Annotated in this window: 15 protein-coding genes; 10 read left to right on the top strand and 5 right to left on the bottom strand. The window is 70.0% G+C overall.

Annotation, left to right across the window (positions count from 1 at the left end):
* Positions 1-48 precede the first annotated feature (48 nt).
* Both ABD932_RS19810 and ABD932_RS19805 read left to right on the top strand, forming a co-directional pair.
* Positions 49-1,005, top strand: coding sequence for an ATP-binding cassette domain-containing protein (locus tag ABD932_RS19810; RefSeq protein ID WP_345014571.1), 957 nt, complete (start codon positions 49-51; stop codon positions 1,003-1,005).
* 35 nt (positions 1,006-1,040) lie between these two features.
* Entirely contained in the window at positions 1,041-1,763 is a 723-nt protein-coding gene (locus ABD932_RS19805) for an ABC transporter permease (RefSeq protein ID WP_345015386.1), read from the top strand.
* Positions 1,764-1,800: 37 nt separating this feature from the next.
* Here the strand turns inward: ABD932_RS19805 and gad are convergent, their stop codons facing one another.
* A complete protein-coding gene (gene gad, locus ABD932_RS19800; protein ID WP_345014568.1) occupies positions 1,801-3,222 on the bottom strand; it encodes a glutamate decarboxylase in 1,422 nt (473 codons plus the stop codon).
* A gap of 88 nt (positions 3,223-3,310) precedes the next feature.
* On the opposite strand from gad, the gene ABD932_RS19795 reads away from it, so the two are divergent.
* Positions 3,311-4,072 (top strand): MerR family transcriptional regulator, encoded by a 762-nt coding sequence (locus tag ABD932_RS19795; RefSeq protein ID WP_345014566.1) that lies wholly within the window; start codon positions 3,311-3,313, stop codon positions 4,070-4,072.
* A gap of 25 nt (positions 4,073-4,097) precedes the next feature.
* Here the strand turns inward: ABD932_RS19795 and ABD932_RS19790 are convergent, their stop codons facing one another.
* Entirely contained in the window at positions 4,098-4,463 is a 366-nt protein-coding gene (locus tag ABD932_RS19790; protein ID WP_345014563.1) for a YbjQ family protein, read from the bottom strand.
* 136 nt (positions 4,464-4,599) lie between these two features.
* On the opposite strand from ABD932_RS19790, the gene ABD932_RS19785 reads away from it, so the two are divergent.
* Positions 4,600-5,562, top strand: coding sequence for a DedA family protein (locus ABD932_RS19785; protein ID WP_345014560.1), 963 nt, complete (start codon positions 4,600-4,602; stop codon positions 5,560-5,562).
* Between the two features lie 55 nt (positions 5,563-5,617).
* On the opposite strand, the gene ABD932_RS19780 is transcribed toward ABD932_RS19785, so the two are convergent.
* Both ABD932_RS19780 and ABD932_RS19775 read right to left on the bottom strand, forming a co-directional pair.
* Positions 5,618-7,249, bottom strand: a complete 1,632-nt coding sequence (locus tag ABD932_RS19780; RefSeq protein WP_345014557.1) for a threonine/serine exporter family protein — start codon at positions 7,247-7,249, stop codon at positions 5,618-5,620.
* Positions 7,250-7,365: 116 nt separating this feature from the next.
* Positions 7,366-7,857: an inorganic diphosphatase gene (locus tag ABD932_RS19775; protein WP_015658794.1), complete on the bottom strand. Its 492-nt coding sequence runs from the start codon at positions 7,855-7,857 to the stop codon at positions 7,366-7,368.
* Between the two features lie 79 nt (positions 7,858-7,936).
* Here ABD932_RS19775 and dacB point away from each other — a divergent pair, with 79 nt between their 5' ends.
* From dacB to folE, 6 genes are all read left to right on the top strand, one after another.
* Complete coding sequence (gene dacB / locus ABD932_RS19770) at positions 7,937-9,571, top strand: D-alanyl-D-alanine carboxypeptidase/D-alanyl-D-alanine endopeptidase (RefSeq protein WP_345014552.1); 1,635 nt, start codon at positions 7,937-7,939, stop codon at positions 9,569-9,571.
* 112 nt (positions 9,572-9,683) lie between these two features.
* Positions 9,684-10,808 (top strand): zinc-dependent metalloprotease, encoded by a 1,125-nt coding sequence (locus ABD932_RS19765; RefSeq protein ID WP_345014549.1) that lies wholly within the window; start codon positions 9,684-9,686, stop codon positions 10,806-10,808.
* 211 nt (positions 10,809-11,019) lie between these two features.
* The gene (gene tilS / locus ABD932_RS19760) at positions 11,020-12,243 is read left to right on the top strand and encodes a tRNA lysidine(34) synthetase TilS (protein ID WP_345014547.1); all 1,224 of its coding nucleotides are present in this window, start codon (positions 11,020-11,022) and stop codon (positions 12,241-12,243) included.
* A 74-nt stretch (positions 12,244-12,317) separates the two neighbouring features.
* Positions 12,318-12,878: a hypoxanthine phosphoribosyltransferase gene (hpt, locus tag ABD932_RS19755; protein ID WP_345015385.1), complete on the top strand. Its 561-nt coding sequence runs from the start codon at positions 12,318-12,320 to the stop codon at positions 12,876-12,878.
* Positions 12,879-13,084: 206 nt separating this feature from the next.
* On the top strand, positions 13,085-15,124 hold the full coding sequence (gene ftsH / locus ABD932_RS19750) for an ATP-dependent zinc metalloprotease FtsH (RefSeq protein WP_126394005.1): 2,040 nt from the start codon (positions 13,085-13,087) through the stop codon (positions 15,122-15,124).
* Between the two features lie 144 nt (positions 15,125-15,268).
* On the top strand, positions 15,269-15,874 hold the full coding sequence (gene folE / locus ABD932_RS19745) for a GTP cyclohydrolase I FolE (RefSeq protein WP_345014544.1): 606 nt from the start codon (positions 15,269-15,271) through the stop codon (positions 15,872-15,874).
* Positions 15,875-15,932: 58 nt separating this feature from the next.
* On the opposite strand, the gene ABD932_RS19740 is transcribed toward folE, so the two are convergent.
* A complete protein-coding gene (locus ABD932_RS19740; protein WP_345014542.1) occupies positions 15,933-16,421 on the bottom strand; it encodes a DUF3180 domain-containing protein in 489 nt (162 codons plus the stop codon).
* Positions 16,422-16,428: the final 7 nt, after the last annotated feature.

The raw sequence follows: 16,428 nt of genomic DNA, 5'->3' as shown, positions 1-16,428 counted from the left end.
TATTAGCTTCGAGCTTGTAGTCAAGTTTGACTAGCGAGGGAGCGGCACGTGGCCGACACGGCGATCATCGTCGAGGACGCACGCAAGACCTATGGCACCAAGCACGCCCTGGAGGGGCTCGACCTGCAGGTGACCCGCGGCACCGTGCACGGAGTGCTCGGCCCGAACGGCGCGGGCAAGACGACCCTGGTCCGGATCCTGTCCACCCTGCTGCGGCCGGACGGCGGCCGCGTCGAGGTGGCCGGGCACGACGTGGTCCGGCAGGCGTACGAGGTACGTCTGCGGATCGGCCTCCTCGGCCAGCACGCGGCCCTGGACGAGGAGTTGGGCGGACAGCAGAACCTGGAGATGTTCGGCCGCCTCTACCACCTGGGTGCCCGCCACGCGCGCGTGCGGGCCGGCGAGCTCCTGGAGCGCTTCGGCCTCGCCGACACCGGCCGCAAGCCGGTCAAGCAGTACAGCGGTGGCATGCGCCGACGACTGGACCTGGCGGCCTCACTCATCACCGACCCGGAGGTGCTCTTCCTGGACGAACCCACCACCGGCCTCGACCCGCGCGGCCGCGCCGAGGTCTGGTCCGCCGTCCGCTCCCTGGTCGGCGGCGGCACCACGGTCCTGCTCACCACCCAGTACCTGGAGGAGGCCGACCAGCTCGCCGACCGCATCTCGGTCGTCGACGCCGGCCGCGTCATCGCGGACGGCACGGCCGACGAACTGAAGGCGCTGACCGGCGGCGACCGCATCGACGTCGTCCTGCGCGACGCCGGCCAACTGGGCGCGGCGGTGGCCCTGTTGCCGATATCGAAGGACGACATCTCCGTCGACCCCGACCGCCGCCTGCTCAGCGCCCCGGTCACCGACCGGATGGCGGCGCTCTCCGGCGTCGTACGCGCCCTGGAGGAGGCCGGAATCGAGGCCGAGGACGTCGCGCTGCGCCGCCCGACGCTGGACGAGGTGTTCCTGCATCTCACCGGGGACGACAGCCGAGTGAAGGAGGCCGCGTGAGCACGAACACCTACGCCCTGACCGACTCCTGGACCATGACCCGCCGCGAACTCGCCCACTGGGCGCGGCAGCCCGTGCAGGTCGTGGTCAACCTGATCTTCCCGGTGATGCTGCTGCTGATGTTCGGCTACCTCATCGGCGGCGGCCGGGGCGTCCAGGGCTCCTACATCGACTACCTCCTGCCCGGCATGCTCGCGCTCACCATGGCGTTCGGGCTCGAGGGCACGATGATCGCGGTCACCCAGGACCTCAACAAGGGTGTGATCGACCGCTTCCGGTCCATGCCGATGGCCAACGGCGCGGTGCTGGTGGGCCGTTCGGTCGCCGACATGCTCCAGTCGGCGCTGGCCCTGTCCGTCCTCATGGGGGTCGGGTACGCGCTGGGCTGGCGTGCGGACGGCGGCCCGGGGGCCTTCCTGGGCGCCTTGGGCCTCCTCCTGCTCTTCCGCTTCGCCATGCTGTGGATCGGCATCCACCTGGCCCTGGTGGCCGGTAAGCCGGAACTGGTGCAGGCCGTGCAGATCCTGGTCTGGCCGATCGGCTTCCTGTCCAACGCGCTCGCCCTCCCGGGGGCGATGCCCGGCTGGCTCGGCAAGGTCGTCGAGTGGAACCCGATGTCCCATACGGCGACGGCGGCGCGCGACCTGTTCGGCGGCACGGGCACGGAGCACGTGGGACCGGCGATCGTATGGCCGCTGGCGCTCCTGGCGGTGTTCTTCCCGCTCGCGGTACGGCGGTTCGCACGGCTGAGCCGCTGACAATCACCAGCGGCATCCAGGACACCCAGGACAGGCCCTAGTGGTGGAAGCCGGTGGCCGCCCCCTTGTCCCGCGTCAGGGGGTGCGGCTGCCGGCGCAGCTCCGGCAGGACCCGGCCGAGGTCCTCGACGAACAGCTCGGCGAGGTCCTCGGAGAAGCCGTTGCGGCAGACGACCCGCAGGACGGACAGGTCCTCGCGGTTCGGCGGGAAGGTGTACGCCGGGACCAGCCAGCCCTTCTCGCGCAGCCGCCGCGAGACGTCGAAGACGTCGTACGCCCGCACGTCCGGGGCCGTGGTGAAGGCGAAGACGGGCAGCTGGTCGCCCCGGGTCAGCAGCCGGAAGTCGCCGAGTTCCTCGACGGCCCCGGCGACCTTCCCGGCCACGTCCCGCGAGGCCTGCTGCACGGCCCGGTACCCCTCGCGGCCCAGCCGCAGGAACGAGTAGTACTGCGCCACGACCTGCGCGCCCGGCCGGGAGAAGTTCAGCGCGAAGGTGGGCATGTCACCGCCCAGGTAGTTGACGCGGAACACGAGCTCCTCGGGCAGCGACTCCCGGTCCCGCCACAGTGCCCAGCCGACCCCGGGGTAGACCAGCCCGTACTTGTGCCCCGAGGTGTTGATCGAGGCGACCCTCGGCAGCCGGAAGTCCCAGATCAGGTCCTCGTCGAGGAAGGGCGCGACCATGGCGCCGGACGCGCCGTCGACATGCACCGGGACGTCCAGCCCGGTCCGTTCCTGGAGGGCGTCGAGGGCCGCGCACAGCTCCGCGATCGGCTCGTACGAACCGTCGAAGGTGGAGCCGAGGATCCCGACGACCCCCACGGTGTTCTCGTCGCACAGCTCGGCCGCCGCCTGCGGATCGAGATGGAACCGCTCTCCCTCCATCGGGACCAGGCGGGGCTCCACCTCCCAGAAGTTGCAGAACTTGTCCCAGCAGACCTGGACGTTGACGCCCATCACGAGATTGGGGCGCGCGCCGGGGTACCGGTCGGCGTTGCGCCGCGCCCAGCGCCGCTTGAGCGCCATTCCGGCGAGCATGCACGCCTCGCTGGACCCGGTGGTGGAGCAGCCCACGGCCGTCGAGGGGTCGGGCGCGTTCCACAGGTCGGCGAGCATCGCCACACACCGCTTCTCCAGCTCGGCGGTGCGCGGGTACTCGTCCTTGTCGATCATGTTCTTGTCCCGGCACTCGCCCATCAGCACCCCGGCCTGCGGCTCCATCCAGGTGGTGACGAAGGTGGCCAGGTTGAGCCGGGAGTTGCCGTCCAGCATCAGCTCGTCATGGACCAGCTGGTAGGCCGTCGACGGGGGCAGGGGAGTCTCGGGCAGCCGGTGCCTGGGCGGGGCCTGGGTCATGCCGCCGGCCGGATTCGTCTCGCCGTAGAACGGGTTGACGGCGAGCCTGCGCCCGGCGCCCTTGTCGTCAGGTGCTTCGCTGTCCCCACGATGCAGTGGCATGCCTACGACGGTAGGTCCGCGCGGCCGGGCTTGCACCTCACGTCGCGTGAGGACCCATGGTGGGGTGCGTACCGAGAAGGGAGCGGAAGTGAGCTACTTCGTGGGACAGGTCGCCGGCTTCGCCGCGGTGACGGTGCGCACCCTGCACCACTACGACGACATCGGCCTGCTCGTGCCCAGCGAGCGCAGCCACGCGGGTCACCGGCGCTACAGCGACGCCGACCTCGACCGGCTGCAGCAGATCCTGTTCTACCGCGAGCTCGGCTTCCCTCTGGAGGAGGTCGCCGCCCTGCTCGACGACCCGGAAGCGGACCCGCGCGAACACCTGCGCCGGCAGCACGAACTGCTGACCGCCCGGATCGAGAAGCTGCAGAAGATGGCGGCGGCCGTGGAGCACGCCATGGAGGCACGCAAGATGGGCATCAATCTCACGCCGGAGGAGAAGTTCGAGGTGTTCGGGGACTTCGACCCGGACCAGTACGAGGAGGAGGTGCAGGAACGGTGGGGCAACACCGACGCCTATCGGCAGTCACAGCAGCGCGCCGCCTCGTACACCAAGGAGGACTGGCAGCGGATCCAGCGCGAGGCCGAGGAACTCGGCCGCCGCTTCGTCGCGCTCATGGAGGCCGGTGAGCCGGCCGACTCCGAGGCGGCCATGGACGCCGCCGAGGAGCACCGCCAGGGGATCGCCCGCAACCACTACGACTGCGGGCACGAGATGCATGCCTGCCTCGGCGAGATGTACGTCTCCGACGAGCGGTTCACCCAGAACATCGACCAGGCCAAGCCGGGCCTCGCCGTCTACATGAGGGACGCGATCCTCGCCAACGCCGCCCGGCACTCCTCCTAGGCTCCTGGCCCGGGACCCGTACGGGTCACTCCCGGGCCAGGACCACCGCGGTCCCGTAGGCGCACACCTCGGTGCCCACGTCGGCCGCCTCGGTCACGTCGAAGCGGAACGCCAGCACGCCGTTCGCGCCACGCGCGCGTGCCTGCTCGACGAGCCGCTCCATGGCCTGGTTGCGGGTCTCCACGAGCGTCTTGGTGAGCCCTTTGAGCTCACCGCCGACCAGCGACTTCAGCCCGGCGCCGATCTGGCTGCCGACGTGCCGGGAACGCACGGTCAGTCCGAAGACCTCGCCGATGACCTCGGTGACCCGGTAGCCGGGGATGTCGTTCGTGGTCACTACCAGAACGTCGGGCTGGGGTCCCTGCCCGCCGCCGTACTCTTCGATGCCCATGACTCACAGCTTTGTCCCAGCGGAGGCACAGTGCATCCTGAACGGGTCCATGGAACCTGGGCGTCCAGTGCAGCGTTGATAATTTGAGCAGTCAGCACGACCCGCCCGCCCCTTCCCCCGCAGGAGCCACAATCCCGTGACCACGCTTGCGCTCGGCCCCGAGTGGCTCGATCCGAACTACCTGATCGAGACCTTCAGTCTCCCCGGCATCCTGCTGATCGTCTTCGCCGAGTCCGGCCTCTTCGCGTTCCTGCCCGGCGATTCGCTGCTCTTCACGGCGGGCCTCTTCGTGGCTCAGGGGCAGTACATCACCCAGCCCCTGTGGCTGGTCTGCACCCTCATCGTCCTGGCCGCCGTCATCGGCGACCAGGTCGGCTACATGATCGGCAAGTTCCTGGGCCCGAAGCTCTTCAACCGCCCCAACTCCAAGCTCTTCAAACAGGAGAACCTGGACAAGGCCCACGAGTTCATGGAGAAGTACGGCCCGAAGGCGATCGTCCTCGCCCGCTTCGTGCCGATCGTGCGCACCTTCGCCCCCATCGTGGCGGGCGCCGGCCGTATGAAGTACCGCACGTTCTTCACGTACAACGTCATCGGCGGCATCGCCTGGGGCACCGGCGTCACCCTCGCGGGCTACTGGCTCGGCCAGATCGACTTCATCAACAAGAACGTCGAGGCGATCCTCGTCCTGATCGTCTTCGTCTCCGTGGTCCCGATCATCATCGAGTACCTGCGGGAGCGCGCCAAGAAGAAGCGCGAGGCGGCCCAGGCCCCGGCCCCCGCCCAGCAGCAGCACATGGGGATCGACGACGCGACGACCCAGCTCCGCCGCATCCCGTCCGAGGACCAGCCCCAGCAGCAGCCGTACGGCGACCAGGGGCAGGGCGGCCGGCAGCACTACGGCAACCAGGGCGGGCAGCAGTACGGCTACGACCAGCAGCACGGCTACGACCAGCACGGCTATGACCAGCAGCACTACGGCCAGCAGCCGCAACAGCAGCAGCCGTACGCGCAGCAGTACCCGCAGGGCTACGGCCGGCAGCAGCAGCCTTACGGCGGCCAGCAGGACCAGCAGTACCCGCCGAACCAGGGGTACTGAAAGGCCCTGAGGGGCGCGGGGCTGTATCGATGTGCGGCTCCGCCGCGTGGGCGCGTCAGAAACCTCGCGTCCGCTTTGCGGCCCGCCGCTTCTCCGGCGACCCGATCCGCAGGAACAACCGGGAGATCTCGGACCCGAGGTTCACCCCGATCGCAATGGCCATGGCCAAAGAAGCCGCCGTGGCCAGCGAAACCAGCCCCGCATCCACCTTGTTCTGCGCGATCGACAACAGCCCGAAATACGTGGCCGACCCTGGCAACAGGGGCCCGATCGCCGCAGTGGTGTACGGCAACGCCGACGCGAACCGGTACCGCGCCATCAGCTGCCCGAACAACCCCACCAACCCCGCCGCGACAGCCGTGGAGGCAACCGGCGACAGCTCACCGGCGTAGTGCAGTGCGCCGTACACCACCCACGCGACACCGCCGTTGAGGGTCACGGCGAGCACGGTGGACCGTTCCTGCTGGAGCAGCACCGCGAAGGTGAGCGACAGCAGCATCGACGCGCCGATCTGCCAGTACGGCCGCTCGGAGATGTTCAGCAGCGCGTCGGGGTCGGGGCCGGCGCCCAGGTTCACGCCGAGGTACAGGATCACCAGCACACCGACGACGATGCCGACGAAGAAGTACATGACCTCCAGCAGACGCGCGGCCGCGGTGATGTAGAAGCCGGTCAGCCCGTCCTGCACGCCCGCCACCAGCGCCCGCCCGGGCAGCAGCGCGAACAGCCCACCGGTGATGACCGCGGACGCCTTCACGTCGACGTGCGCCAGCGTCAGCGCGACCCCGATCGCGGCCGGCGGCATCGCGGCCACCGTGAACTGGTAGAACTCCGGCAGCCCGCGCCCCGCGCACAGCCACGCCAGCCGGTCGCCGAGCATCGCGCCCAGCATGGCCGCGATGAAGACGATCACGTCACCGCCGACCAGCACGGAGGCCGCACCCGCGAGCAGCCCGCTCGCCCCGGTCAGCACCCAGGTCGGGTACGGGTGCCGGTTGCGGCGGATCTCCGCGAGCCGCCTGTAGGACTCCTCCAGGGAGATGTGGCTCTCCGGGTCGCTGAGGTCGTCGACGAGCTGGTACACGGCGGCCAGGCGCGTGTAGTCGGTGCCGCGCCGCCGTACCGTGCGCGACGCCGTCACCGGGTCGTCCACCAGCGACGGCTGGTACGAGATCGACAGCAGGGTGAAGGTGACGTTCGGCTCGCAGCGGTCCAGGCCGTAGGACCGGCAGACCGCGAACATCGCCGCCTCGACGTCCTCCGCGCCCTCACCGCCCGCCAGCAGCAGCTCGCCGATACGCAGGGTCAGGTCGAGCACGCGCGGGACGGCCGGACCCTCCTCCTCCGCCTTCGGCATCCGCTCCGGCGCGGGCCGCTCGGCGACCGGCATGCGCAGCATCGTCCGCATCCGGTCCTGCCAGGGCAGGTCCTTGGTCAGGCTGATCCGCGGTATGCCGCCGGCGGGTGTGAACGCGGGCGGGGCGTCCTCGACGCTGTAGCCGCGCGGCGTGCTGAACGCGGATCCCTCGGGCTCCTGGACCGGCGCCTGCGGTACGCCCAGCCCCTGGGGGAGGGCGAACTCGGACGTCGTCTCCGACTCACTGTCCACCACCTCGACGCCGGCGGGCGGCGTGAAAGCCATCCTCGCCTCGTCCGACTGCGGCTTGCGGTCCTCCGCGTCCGTCACCTGCGTAGCACTCCCTGTACGACACCTCCTGCCGCACTCAGTATGCGCACAGACACGCGAACGGGCTGCACGCACGCGCGTACAGCCCGTTCACTTGGCTGAGAGCCACCGGTGGCTCAGTGGCCGCCCTGGTCCTTGAAGCGCTTGTAGGACCGCTCGATCTCGGCCTCGGCCTCGGTGCGGCCCACCCAGTCGGCGCCCTCGACGGACTTGCCGGGCTCCAGGTCCTTGTAGACCTCGAAGAAGTGCTGGATCTCCAGGCGGTCGAACTCGGAGACGTGGTGGATGTCACGCAGGTGCTCCTGGCGCGGGTCCGTCGCCGGCACGCACAGCAGCTTGTCGTCACCCCCGGCCTCGTCCGTCATCCGGAACATGCCGATCGCGCGGCACTTGATGAGGCAGCCCGGGAACGTCGGCTCGTCAAGAATGACCAGCGCGTCCAGCGGGTCGCCGTCCTCGCCGAGGGTGTTCTCGACGAATCCGTAGTCGGTCGGGTAGGCGGTCGAGGTGAAGAGGCGACGGTCCAGGCGGATCCGACCGGTCTCGTGGTCCACCTCGTACTTGTTCCGCGAACCCTTCGGGATCTCGATCGTGACGTCGAACTCCACCGGTGGCTCCTCCATGATCAGCACATAGTTCTGGTGGTTAAGTGTCCCTCACGCAGGTGTGTGATCGCGAAAGGGGCTGGTGTTCGTGCCAGAGCTGAGGCCTTGGCGAGCCGCGAGACCGCATGTGACGCGGTTCGCGGGCGCCGTACGACCGAGTCTGGCTCGGGCCGCCGAGGCCGTACGCCCACGTCTCGAGCGCACCGCGACGGCCGCGAAACCCCGGCTCGCACGGCTCGCGCGAGCCGTCTCACCGCAGGCCGCGCGGACACGCAAGCCGAAGACCTGGCAGTACACCGCGGGCGCCGCCACCGCCGGACTGGCGCTGGCCGCCGGAGTGGTGACCGCCGCCGGCCCCTGGGACTCCACCGGTCAGCGTACGGCCGAGCGGGACCGGGCGGCCGCCCAGGAGCGTACGGGTGGCGCAGATCACGGCCGTAATGCCGATACGTCGGACACCTCCGACACGGCAGCCCACGCACCTCTTCCCGCCCCCAGCGCGGCCTCCGTCCTCACCGGCCTGGGCGGCGGCACCAGCAGCGTGAAGGCGGCCCCGAACGGCAAGGCCCTCGCCGGCGTCCTGGGCCCGCTCCTGGACGCCCCGGAGCTCGGCACCCGCAGCGCGGCCGTCGTCGACGTGGCCACCGGCAAGCGCCTCTACGGCGAAGGAGCCTCCGAGCCCCTCATCCCGGCCTCCACCACCAAGATCGTCACCGCCGCGGCCGCCCTCACCGCGCTCGGTCCCGACCACCGCCTCACCACCCGCACCGCCCTGGAACCCGACACCAAGGAACTCGTCCTGGTCGGCGGCGGCGACCCCACGCTGACCGCCCGCAAGGACGCCGGCGGCTGGGCGAGCCTGCGCGAACTGGCCGCCGACACGGCCGAGGCGCTGAAGAAGCACGACCTGCGCGAGGTCACCCTCTCCTACGACACGACCCTCTACACGGGCTCCGACCTGCACCCCATCGGGGTGAACGGCAACCTCGCCCGGGTCACCGCCCTGATGGCCGACGAGGCCCGCACCGACGACTCCATGAGCGGCCCGGTGCGCCGGGTGCCCGACCCCGCGAAGGACGCGGCGGCCAAGTTCGCGTCCTTCCTCGCGGACCACGGCATCAAGACCACCTCGCCCGGTCCGTCCAAGGCGACCAACCGCGCCGAGTCCCTCGCCGAGGTCTCCTCGCCCCCGCTCTCCGCCCTGGTCGAGCGCATGCTCACCAACAGCGACAACGACATCGCCGAGGCCCTGGCCCGCCAGACGGCCGTGGCCAGCGGCGAGCGCGCCGACTTCGACGGCGCCGACCAGGCGATCCGGGCCCGGCTGAAGAAGCTCGGACTCCCCGTGGACGGTGCCGTCTTCAAGGACGGCAGCGGCCTCAACCGCGACGACCGACTGACCGCCGGCCTCCTCGCGGCCCTCCTGGCCAAGGCGTCCGACCCGGCCCACCCGGAACTCCGCCCCACCCTCACGGGCCTGCCCGTAGCAGGCTTCACCGGCACCCTGACCAGCCGCTACACGGACGGCGCGGCAGGCATCGTCCGAGCCAAGACAGGCACCCTGACCGGCGTGAACACCCTGGCCGGCACGGTGGTCGACCAGGACGGCCGCCTGCTGTCCTTCGCCTTCCTGGCAACGAACACGACGGACCCCGGGGCGGCGCAGTCGGCCCTGGACAGAACGGCTACGGCGTTGGCGTCGTGCGGCTGCGGCTGAGGGCGCGGCGGGTGCACACGGCCTGCGGCGCCGGGCCCCGCACAAGTCACCGTCGATCGAGCCGACCCCTCACGGCCTGCCCCAAGTGGGAACGCTCACGTACGGTTGACGCATGACGAGCATCGGTGGTGCCGAGATGGTCGACTGGAATCTCGCGGTGGCAACCGCGACCCGGCTCGTACGGCCGGGCCCCGAGGTGAGCCGCGACGAGGCCAGGGCCGTCGTCGCCGAGCTGCGCCGACATGCCAAGGCCTCGGAGGAACACGTCCGGGGCTTCACTCGTATGGGCACGGACGACATCCACGACACCCCCGTCCTCGTCGTCGACCGCCCCGGCTGGGTGCGGGCGAACGTCGCCGGGTTCCGCGAGATCCTCAAGCCCCTGCTCGGCAAGATGCAGGAGCGGCGCGGCGGCAGCCCCGGCGGGGCGATGCTCGGCGCCGTCGGCGGCAAGGTCACCGGCGTGGAACTCGGGATGCTGCTGTCCTTCCTGGCCTCCCGCGTCCTCGGCCAGTACGAGACCTTCGCCCCCGCCACCCGCGAGCTCCCGGCGGGCGAGAACGGCGGCGGAAGGCTGCTGCTCGTCGCCCCGAACATCGTGCACGTGGAGCGCGAACTCGACGTCCACCCCCACGACTTCCGCCTCTGGGTGTGCCTGCACGAGGAGACGCACCGCACGCAGTTCAGCGCGGTCCCGTGGTTGCGGGACCACTTGGAGGGCGAAATCCAGTCGTTTTTGGGGGAGACCGACGTCGACCCCATGACCGTCCTCGAACGCATCCGCGAGGCCGCCCAGTCGCTGGCCGGCAGCCGGCCCGAGGCCGAGGAGGACGACGGTGGACGCTCCTTCGTGGAACTCGTGCAGACCCCGGCCCAGCGGGAGATCCTCGGCCGCCTCACCGCGGTGATGTCCCTCCTGGAGGGCCACGCCGACTTCGTGATGGACGGCGTCGGCCCCCAGGTCGTGCCGAGCGTCGCCGAGATCCGCGAGAAGTTCCAGCAGCGACGCGCCAAGGGCGCCTCACGGCTGGACATCGCCCTGCGCAAACTGCTGGGCCTGGATGCCAAACTCCGGCAGTACCGCGACGGCGAACGCTTCGTACGAGCCGTCGTGGACCAGGTCGGCATGGACGGCTTCAACCGCGTCTGGACGTCCCCGAACACCCTCCCCACCAAGGCGGAGATCGCCAAACCGGCGGATTGGATCGCGCGGGTGCACCGCAAGGCGGAGTCGTGAATCACGCGCCGAGTCGCGTATCTCATACGACAGTCGTGCACCGAATCCGGCCGACGGCAGTCGAACGCCCCTCCAATCACCCGTCCGAGGGACCGTGAGCCATGGGTAGGCGTGCAATGCTCGGGGAACGGCCCGGTTCTGTCACCATCTACACACTCTGAGTGACCGAGCTCGGGCTCACCCCCCGAAAACTTCATGAAGGGAACCGGACATGGGTCCCCATCCTGCGGTCGCGGCGATACGCCTGGCGGTCCGCCGCGTCCTCCACGACATCCTCAACGAACACAGCCGCACATCCGACGCACCAGCGCCCGGCAGCCCGCGCGCGACCTCCTACGGGACGTCGCCCGTGCCATCGCCGACGGCGCTGTCCGTGACGTCCGCCACCACGTTCGCCACGGTCGTACACGACCCCACGATCTCCGCGGCCACCGCCCACGGCACCGCGCGCGAGCCGTCGTACGACCCCCCCGGCACACGCGCGCAGCAGCCCCCGCACACCGCCTCGTACGAGCGATCCCCCTCCCCGCTCGTGCTCGTGGCGTGCTCCGGCGGCGCCGACTCCATGGCCCTCGCCTCCGCGCTCGCGTTCGAGGCACCCAAACTCGGCATCCGCGCCGGCGGCATCACCGTCGACCACGGCCTGCAGCCCGGCTCCGACCTGCGCGCCGAGGAAGTCGTCCTGCGCATGCGCGAACTCGGCCTCGACCCGGTCGAGTCCATCGCCGTGACCGTCGGCCGCGAAGGCGGACCCGAGGCCGCCGCCCGCGACGCCCGCTACGCCGCCCTCGACGCCGCGGCCGCACGCCACGACGCCCTCGCCGTCCTGCTCGGCCACACCCGCGACGACCAGGCCGAAACCGTCCTGCTCGGCCTCGCCCGCGGCTCCGGCATCCGCTCCCTGTCCGGAATGGCCGCGGTCTCGGGGGCCGACGGCCGTTACCGGCGCCCCTTTCTCCACATCGACCGCCAGACCGCCCGCAAGGCCTGCATGGTCCAGGCCCTCCCCGTCTGGGACGACCCCCACAACTCCGATCCCGCGTACACCAGGTCGCGGCTGCGGCAGGAAGGCCTGCCCGCCCTGGAGAAGGCGCTCGGCAAAGGCGTCGTCGAAGCCCTCGCCCGCACGGCCCAGCTCTCCCGCGACGACGCCGACGCCCTCGACGCCTGGGCCCGCCAGGCCGAGGCCGCCGTACGCGACTCGGCCGGCCTCCTGGAGTGCGCGAAGCTGTACGCGCTGCCGCCCGCCGTACGCCGCCGGATCCTGCGCCGCGCCGCCATCGAGGCCGGGGCGCCCGCCGGCGCTCTGTTCGCCCGCCACATCGAGGAAGTCGACCGCCTGATCACCGGCTGGCGCGGCCAGGGGGCCATCAATCTCCCCGGCAAAGTCGTGGCTCAGCGCCAGGGTGGCAGACTGGTGATTCGGCAAGGCTGAAACCGGACCCTCCCACCGGCCCCCGCCGGGGGCGTGAGAGCGGCCCGGACCGGCCGGTGGGACGACCGAAAGTGATGCGGGTGGACGCGAAAGACATGGGCACGGACCTCAAAGAGGTGCTCATCACCAAGGAAGAGATCGACGCGAAGCTGGCCGAGCTGGCCGCGAAGATCGACTCGGAGTACGAGGGCAAGGACCTGCTCATCGTCGGCGTCCTCAAGGGCGCGGTGATGGTCATGGCCGACCTCGCCCGGGCGCTGTCCACCCCCGTCACCATGGACTGGATGGCCGTCTCGTCGTACGGCGCCGGCACCCAGTCCTCCGGTGTCGTGCGGATCCTCAAGGACCTCGACACCGACATCAAGGGCAAGCACGTCCTCATCGTCGAGGACATCATCGACTCCGGCCTGACCCTGTCGTGGCTGCTGTCCAACCTCGGCTCCCGCGAGCCGGAGTCGCTCAAGGTGTGCACCCTGCTGCGCAAGCCGGACGCCGCCAAGGTCGCCATCGACGTCGAGTGGGTCGGCTTCGACATCCCCAACGAGTTCGTCGTCGGCTACGGCCTCGACTACGCCGAGAAGTACCGCAACCTCCCGTTCGTCGGTACGCTCGCGCCCCACGTCTACGGCGGCTGACCCCGCGGTCCGCGAACCCGGACCCGAAGGGCCCAACCCTCGTACGAAGATCGGGAACCCCGGCGGGCCTCGCGGCGTTGGAGCATGCAGACGGGCTTGTCGGCCCGCCCGTGCGGCTACGGGCGTCGAAGCTGGGGTACCGTCAGAAGAACTGTCTTATCAAACTCACTATGGCAGGAGGGACGGGGCGACACCGCTCCGTATGGATGGACGTGAAGCGATACTTCCGTGGGCCGGTCATGTGGATCGTGCTGGCCGTCCTTGCCGTGGTCGTGTTGATGCAGGTCGTCGGCTCGTCCGGCGGCTACAAGACGGTGGACACCGGCCAGGTCATTCAGGCGATCAATGAGAACAAGGTCGAGTCGGTCAAGCTGACCACCGGCGACGAACAGATCGTCAAGGCCCAGCTCAAGGACGGCGAAAAGGTCGAGGGCGCCACCAAGATCCAGGCGTCCTACATTGGCGACCAAGGCGTGGACATCGCCAACACGCTGCAGAACAAGTACCAGCAGAAGCAGATCCCCGACGGCTACACGGTCTCGCCGTCCAAGCAGAACCCGTTCGTCGGCATCCTGCTCTCCCTGCTGCCCTTCGTCCTCATCGTCGTCGTCTTCCTGTTCCTGATGAATCAGATGCAGGGCGGCGGCTCCCGGGTCATGAACTTCGGCAAGTCCAAGGCGAAACTCATCACCAAGGACACCCCGAAGACGACGTTCTCGGACGTCGCCGGCTCGGACGAGGCCGTCGAGGAACTCCACGAGATCAAGGAGTTCCTCCAGGAGCCGGCGAAGTTCCAGGCCGTCGGCGCCAAGATCCCCAAGGGCGTCCTGCTGTACGGCCCGCCCGGCACCGGCAAGACCCTGCTCGCGCGCGCCGTCGCGGGCGAGGCGGGCGTGCCCTTCTACTCGATCTCCGGTTCCGACTTCGTCGAGATGTTCGTCGGTGTCGGTGCCTCCCGAGTCCGTGACCTGTTCGAGCAGGCCAAGGCGAACGCCCCGGCGATCGTCTTCGTCGACGAGATCGACGCGGTCGGCCGCCACCGCGGCGCCGGCCTCGGCGGCGGTCACGACGAGCGCGAGCAGACCCTGAACCAGCTGCTCGTCGAGATGGACGGCTTCGACGTCAAGGGCGGCGTGATCCTCATCGCCGCGACGAACCGACCCGACATCCTCGACCCGGCTCTCCTGCGCCCCGGCCGTTTCGACCGCCAGATCGCGGTCGACCGCCCGGACATGCAGGGCCGTCTGGAGATCCTCAAGGTCCACCAGAAGGGCAAGCCGGTCGCCCCGGACGTCGATCTCTCGGCGGTCGCCCGTCGTACCCCCGGCTTCACCGGCGCGGACCTGAGCAACGTCCTCAACGAGGCCGCGCTGCTCACCGCCCGCTCGGACAAGAAGCTGATCGACAACCACATGCTGGACGAGGCCATCGACCGCGTCGTGGCGGGCCCGCAGAAGCGGACCCGGATCATGTCGGACAAGGAAAAGAAGATCACCGCGTACCACGAGGGCGGACACGCCCTGGTCGCGGCGGCCTCCCCGAACTCCGACCCGGTCCACAAGATCACGATCCTGTCGAGAGGCCGAGCCCTCGGCTACACGATGGTTCTGCCGGACGAGGACAAGTACTCCACGACCCGCAACGAGATGCTGGACCAGCTGGCCTACATGCTGGGCGGCCGCGCGGCCGAGGAGCTCGTCTTCCACGACCCGACCACGGGTGCGGCGAACGACATCGAGAAGGCCACGGCCACGGCCCGCGCGATGGTCACGCAGTACGGCATGACCGAGCGTCTCGGCGCCATCAAGTTCGGCGGCGACAACACCGAGCCGTTCCTCGGCCGTGAGATGGCTCACCAGCGCGACTACTCGGAAGAGGTCGCCGCGCTGGTGGACGAGGAAGTCAAGAAGCTCATCGAGAACGCGCACAACGAGGCCTGGGAGATCCTGGTCGAGAACCGCGACGTCCTCGACAACCTCGTGCTGCAGCTGCTGGAGAAGGAGACGCTGGGCAAGGAGGAGATCGCCGAGATCTTCGCCCCGATCGTCAAGCGTCCGCCCCGGCCCGCCTGGACCGGTTCCTCCCGCCGCACGCCGTCCACCCGTCCGCCGGTGCTCTCCCCGAAGGAGCTCGCACTGACGAACGGCGCCAACGGCGCGACCCCGGCGATCAGCACCGCCAAGTCGACGGTCACGGAGCCCGCCCCGGCGACGGAGCCGGCCCCCGAGGAGCGTCCGGAGAGCTGACACCCCGGCTCCCGGTGACCCCACCGGGCCCGGAATGGATGCCGCGCCCCCCTGGTTCTAGCCTGGGGGGCGCGGCATTTTTTGTATGCCCGCAGTTCAGACGCGTGACCCACACGCGCCACCCGCACAGGAACGAGGCACCACATGACCGACCCCGTGACGCTGGACGGCGAGGGCAGCATCGGTGAGTTCGACGAGAAGCGCGCCGAGAACGCCGTACGCGAACTGCTGATCGCGGTCGGCGAGGACCCGGACCGTGAGGGGCTCAGGGAGACGCCGGCGCGGGTGGCGCGGGCGTACAAGGAGATCTTCGCGGGGCTGTGGCAGAAGCCCGAGGACGTGCTGACCACGACGTTCGACATCGGGCATGACGAGATGGTGCTCGTGAAGGACATCGAGGTGTACTCGACCTGTGAGCATCATCTGGTTCCGTTCCGGGGCGTTGCTCACGTCGGATACATTCCGGCCACCTCCGGCAAGATCACGGGGCTGTCCAAGCTGGCCCGACTGGTGGACGTCTTCGCCCGTCGGCCGCAGGTGCAGGAACGTCTCACTACGCAGATCGCCGACTCCCTGATGGAGATGCTGGAGCCGCGGGGCGTGATCGTCGTCATCGAGTGCGAGCACATGTGCATGTCGATGCGCGGCATCCGCAAGCCCGGCGCGATGACCATAACGTCGGCGGTGCGCGGTCAGCTGCGGGACGCGGCGACGCGCAATGAGGCGATGAGCCTCATCATGGCCCGCTGATACGCGGTGTGCCGGCTCCGAGGAGGCGCGGTGGGGTGCGCGGTGTGCTGATCCCGCGCTACACCGTCGGCGCCGCCCCGGCCCCATTGTGCTCGTCGTCCTCCGGAAGCTTGCACACGCGCTCCAGGAAGATGGCTGCCGCTATCACGGCGATGCCGGCCAGGACCGAGAAGCCGGCATAGATGGCCTGGTCGCGGCGGGCGGGGATGTCGAGGGATTCCAGCAGGAAGACGCCGGTGCCGCCGTACATGCCGGAGACGAGGGCGGCGACCAGGGCGCTGGCGTGGCCGAAGACGACGGCGCGGGCGGCCATCAGGGGGTCGACGCCCTTGGCCTCGGGGCGGCGTTCGCGCTGGGCCTTGAGGCGGGCGCGGATCGAGATCGCCGTGGCCAGGAGGACCACGGCGATCAGGGCGAGGACGATGGGTGCGGCCAGCGGGACGCTGGGCAGGGTCCCGACGGAGTTCCACAGGCGGGCGCCCGCCCAGGACAGGACTCCGGCGACGATGAACACACCGGCCAGCATCCTGATGCGCAGCTCTCTCACGGCGTCC

The sequence above is a fragment of the Streptomyces shaanxiensis genome (assembly GCF_039537145.1).
Lineage (GTDB): Bacteria > Actinomycetota > Actinomycetes > Streptomycetales > Streptomycetaceae > Streptomyces > Streptomyces shaanxiensis.
The sequence above is the reverse complement of the archived record's forward strand: the minus strand, read 5'-3'. Positions and strand labels throughout refer to the sequence as shown.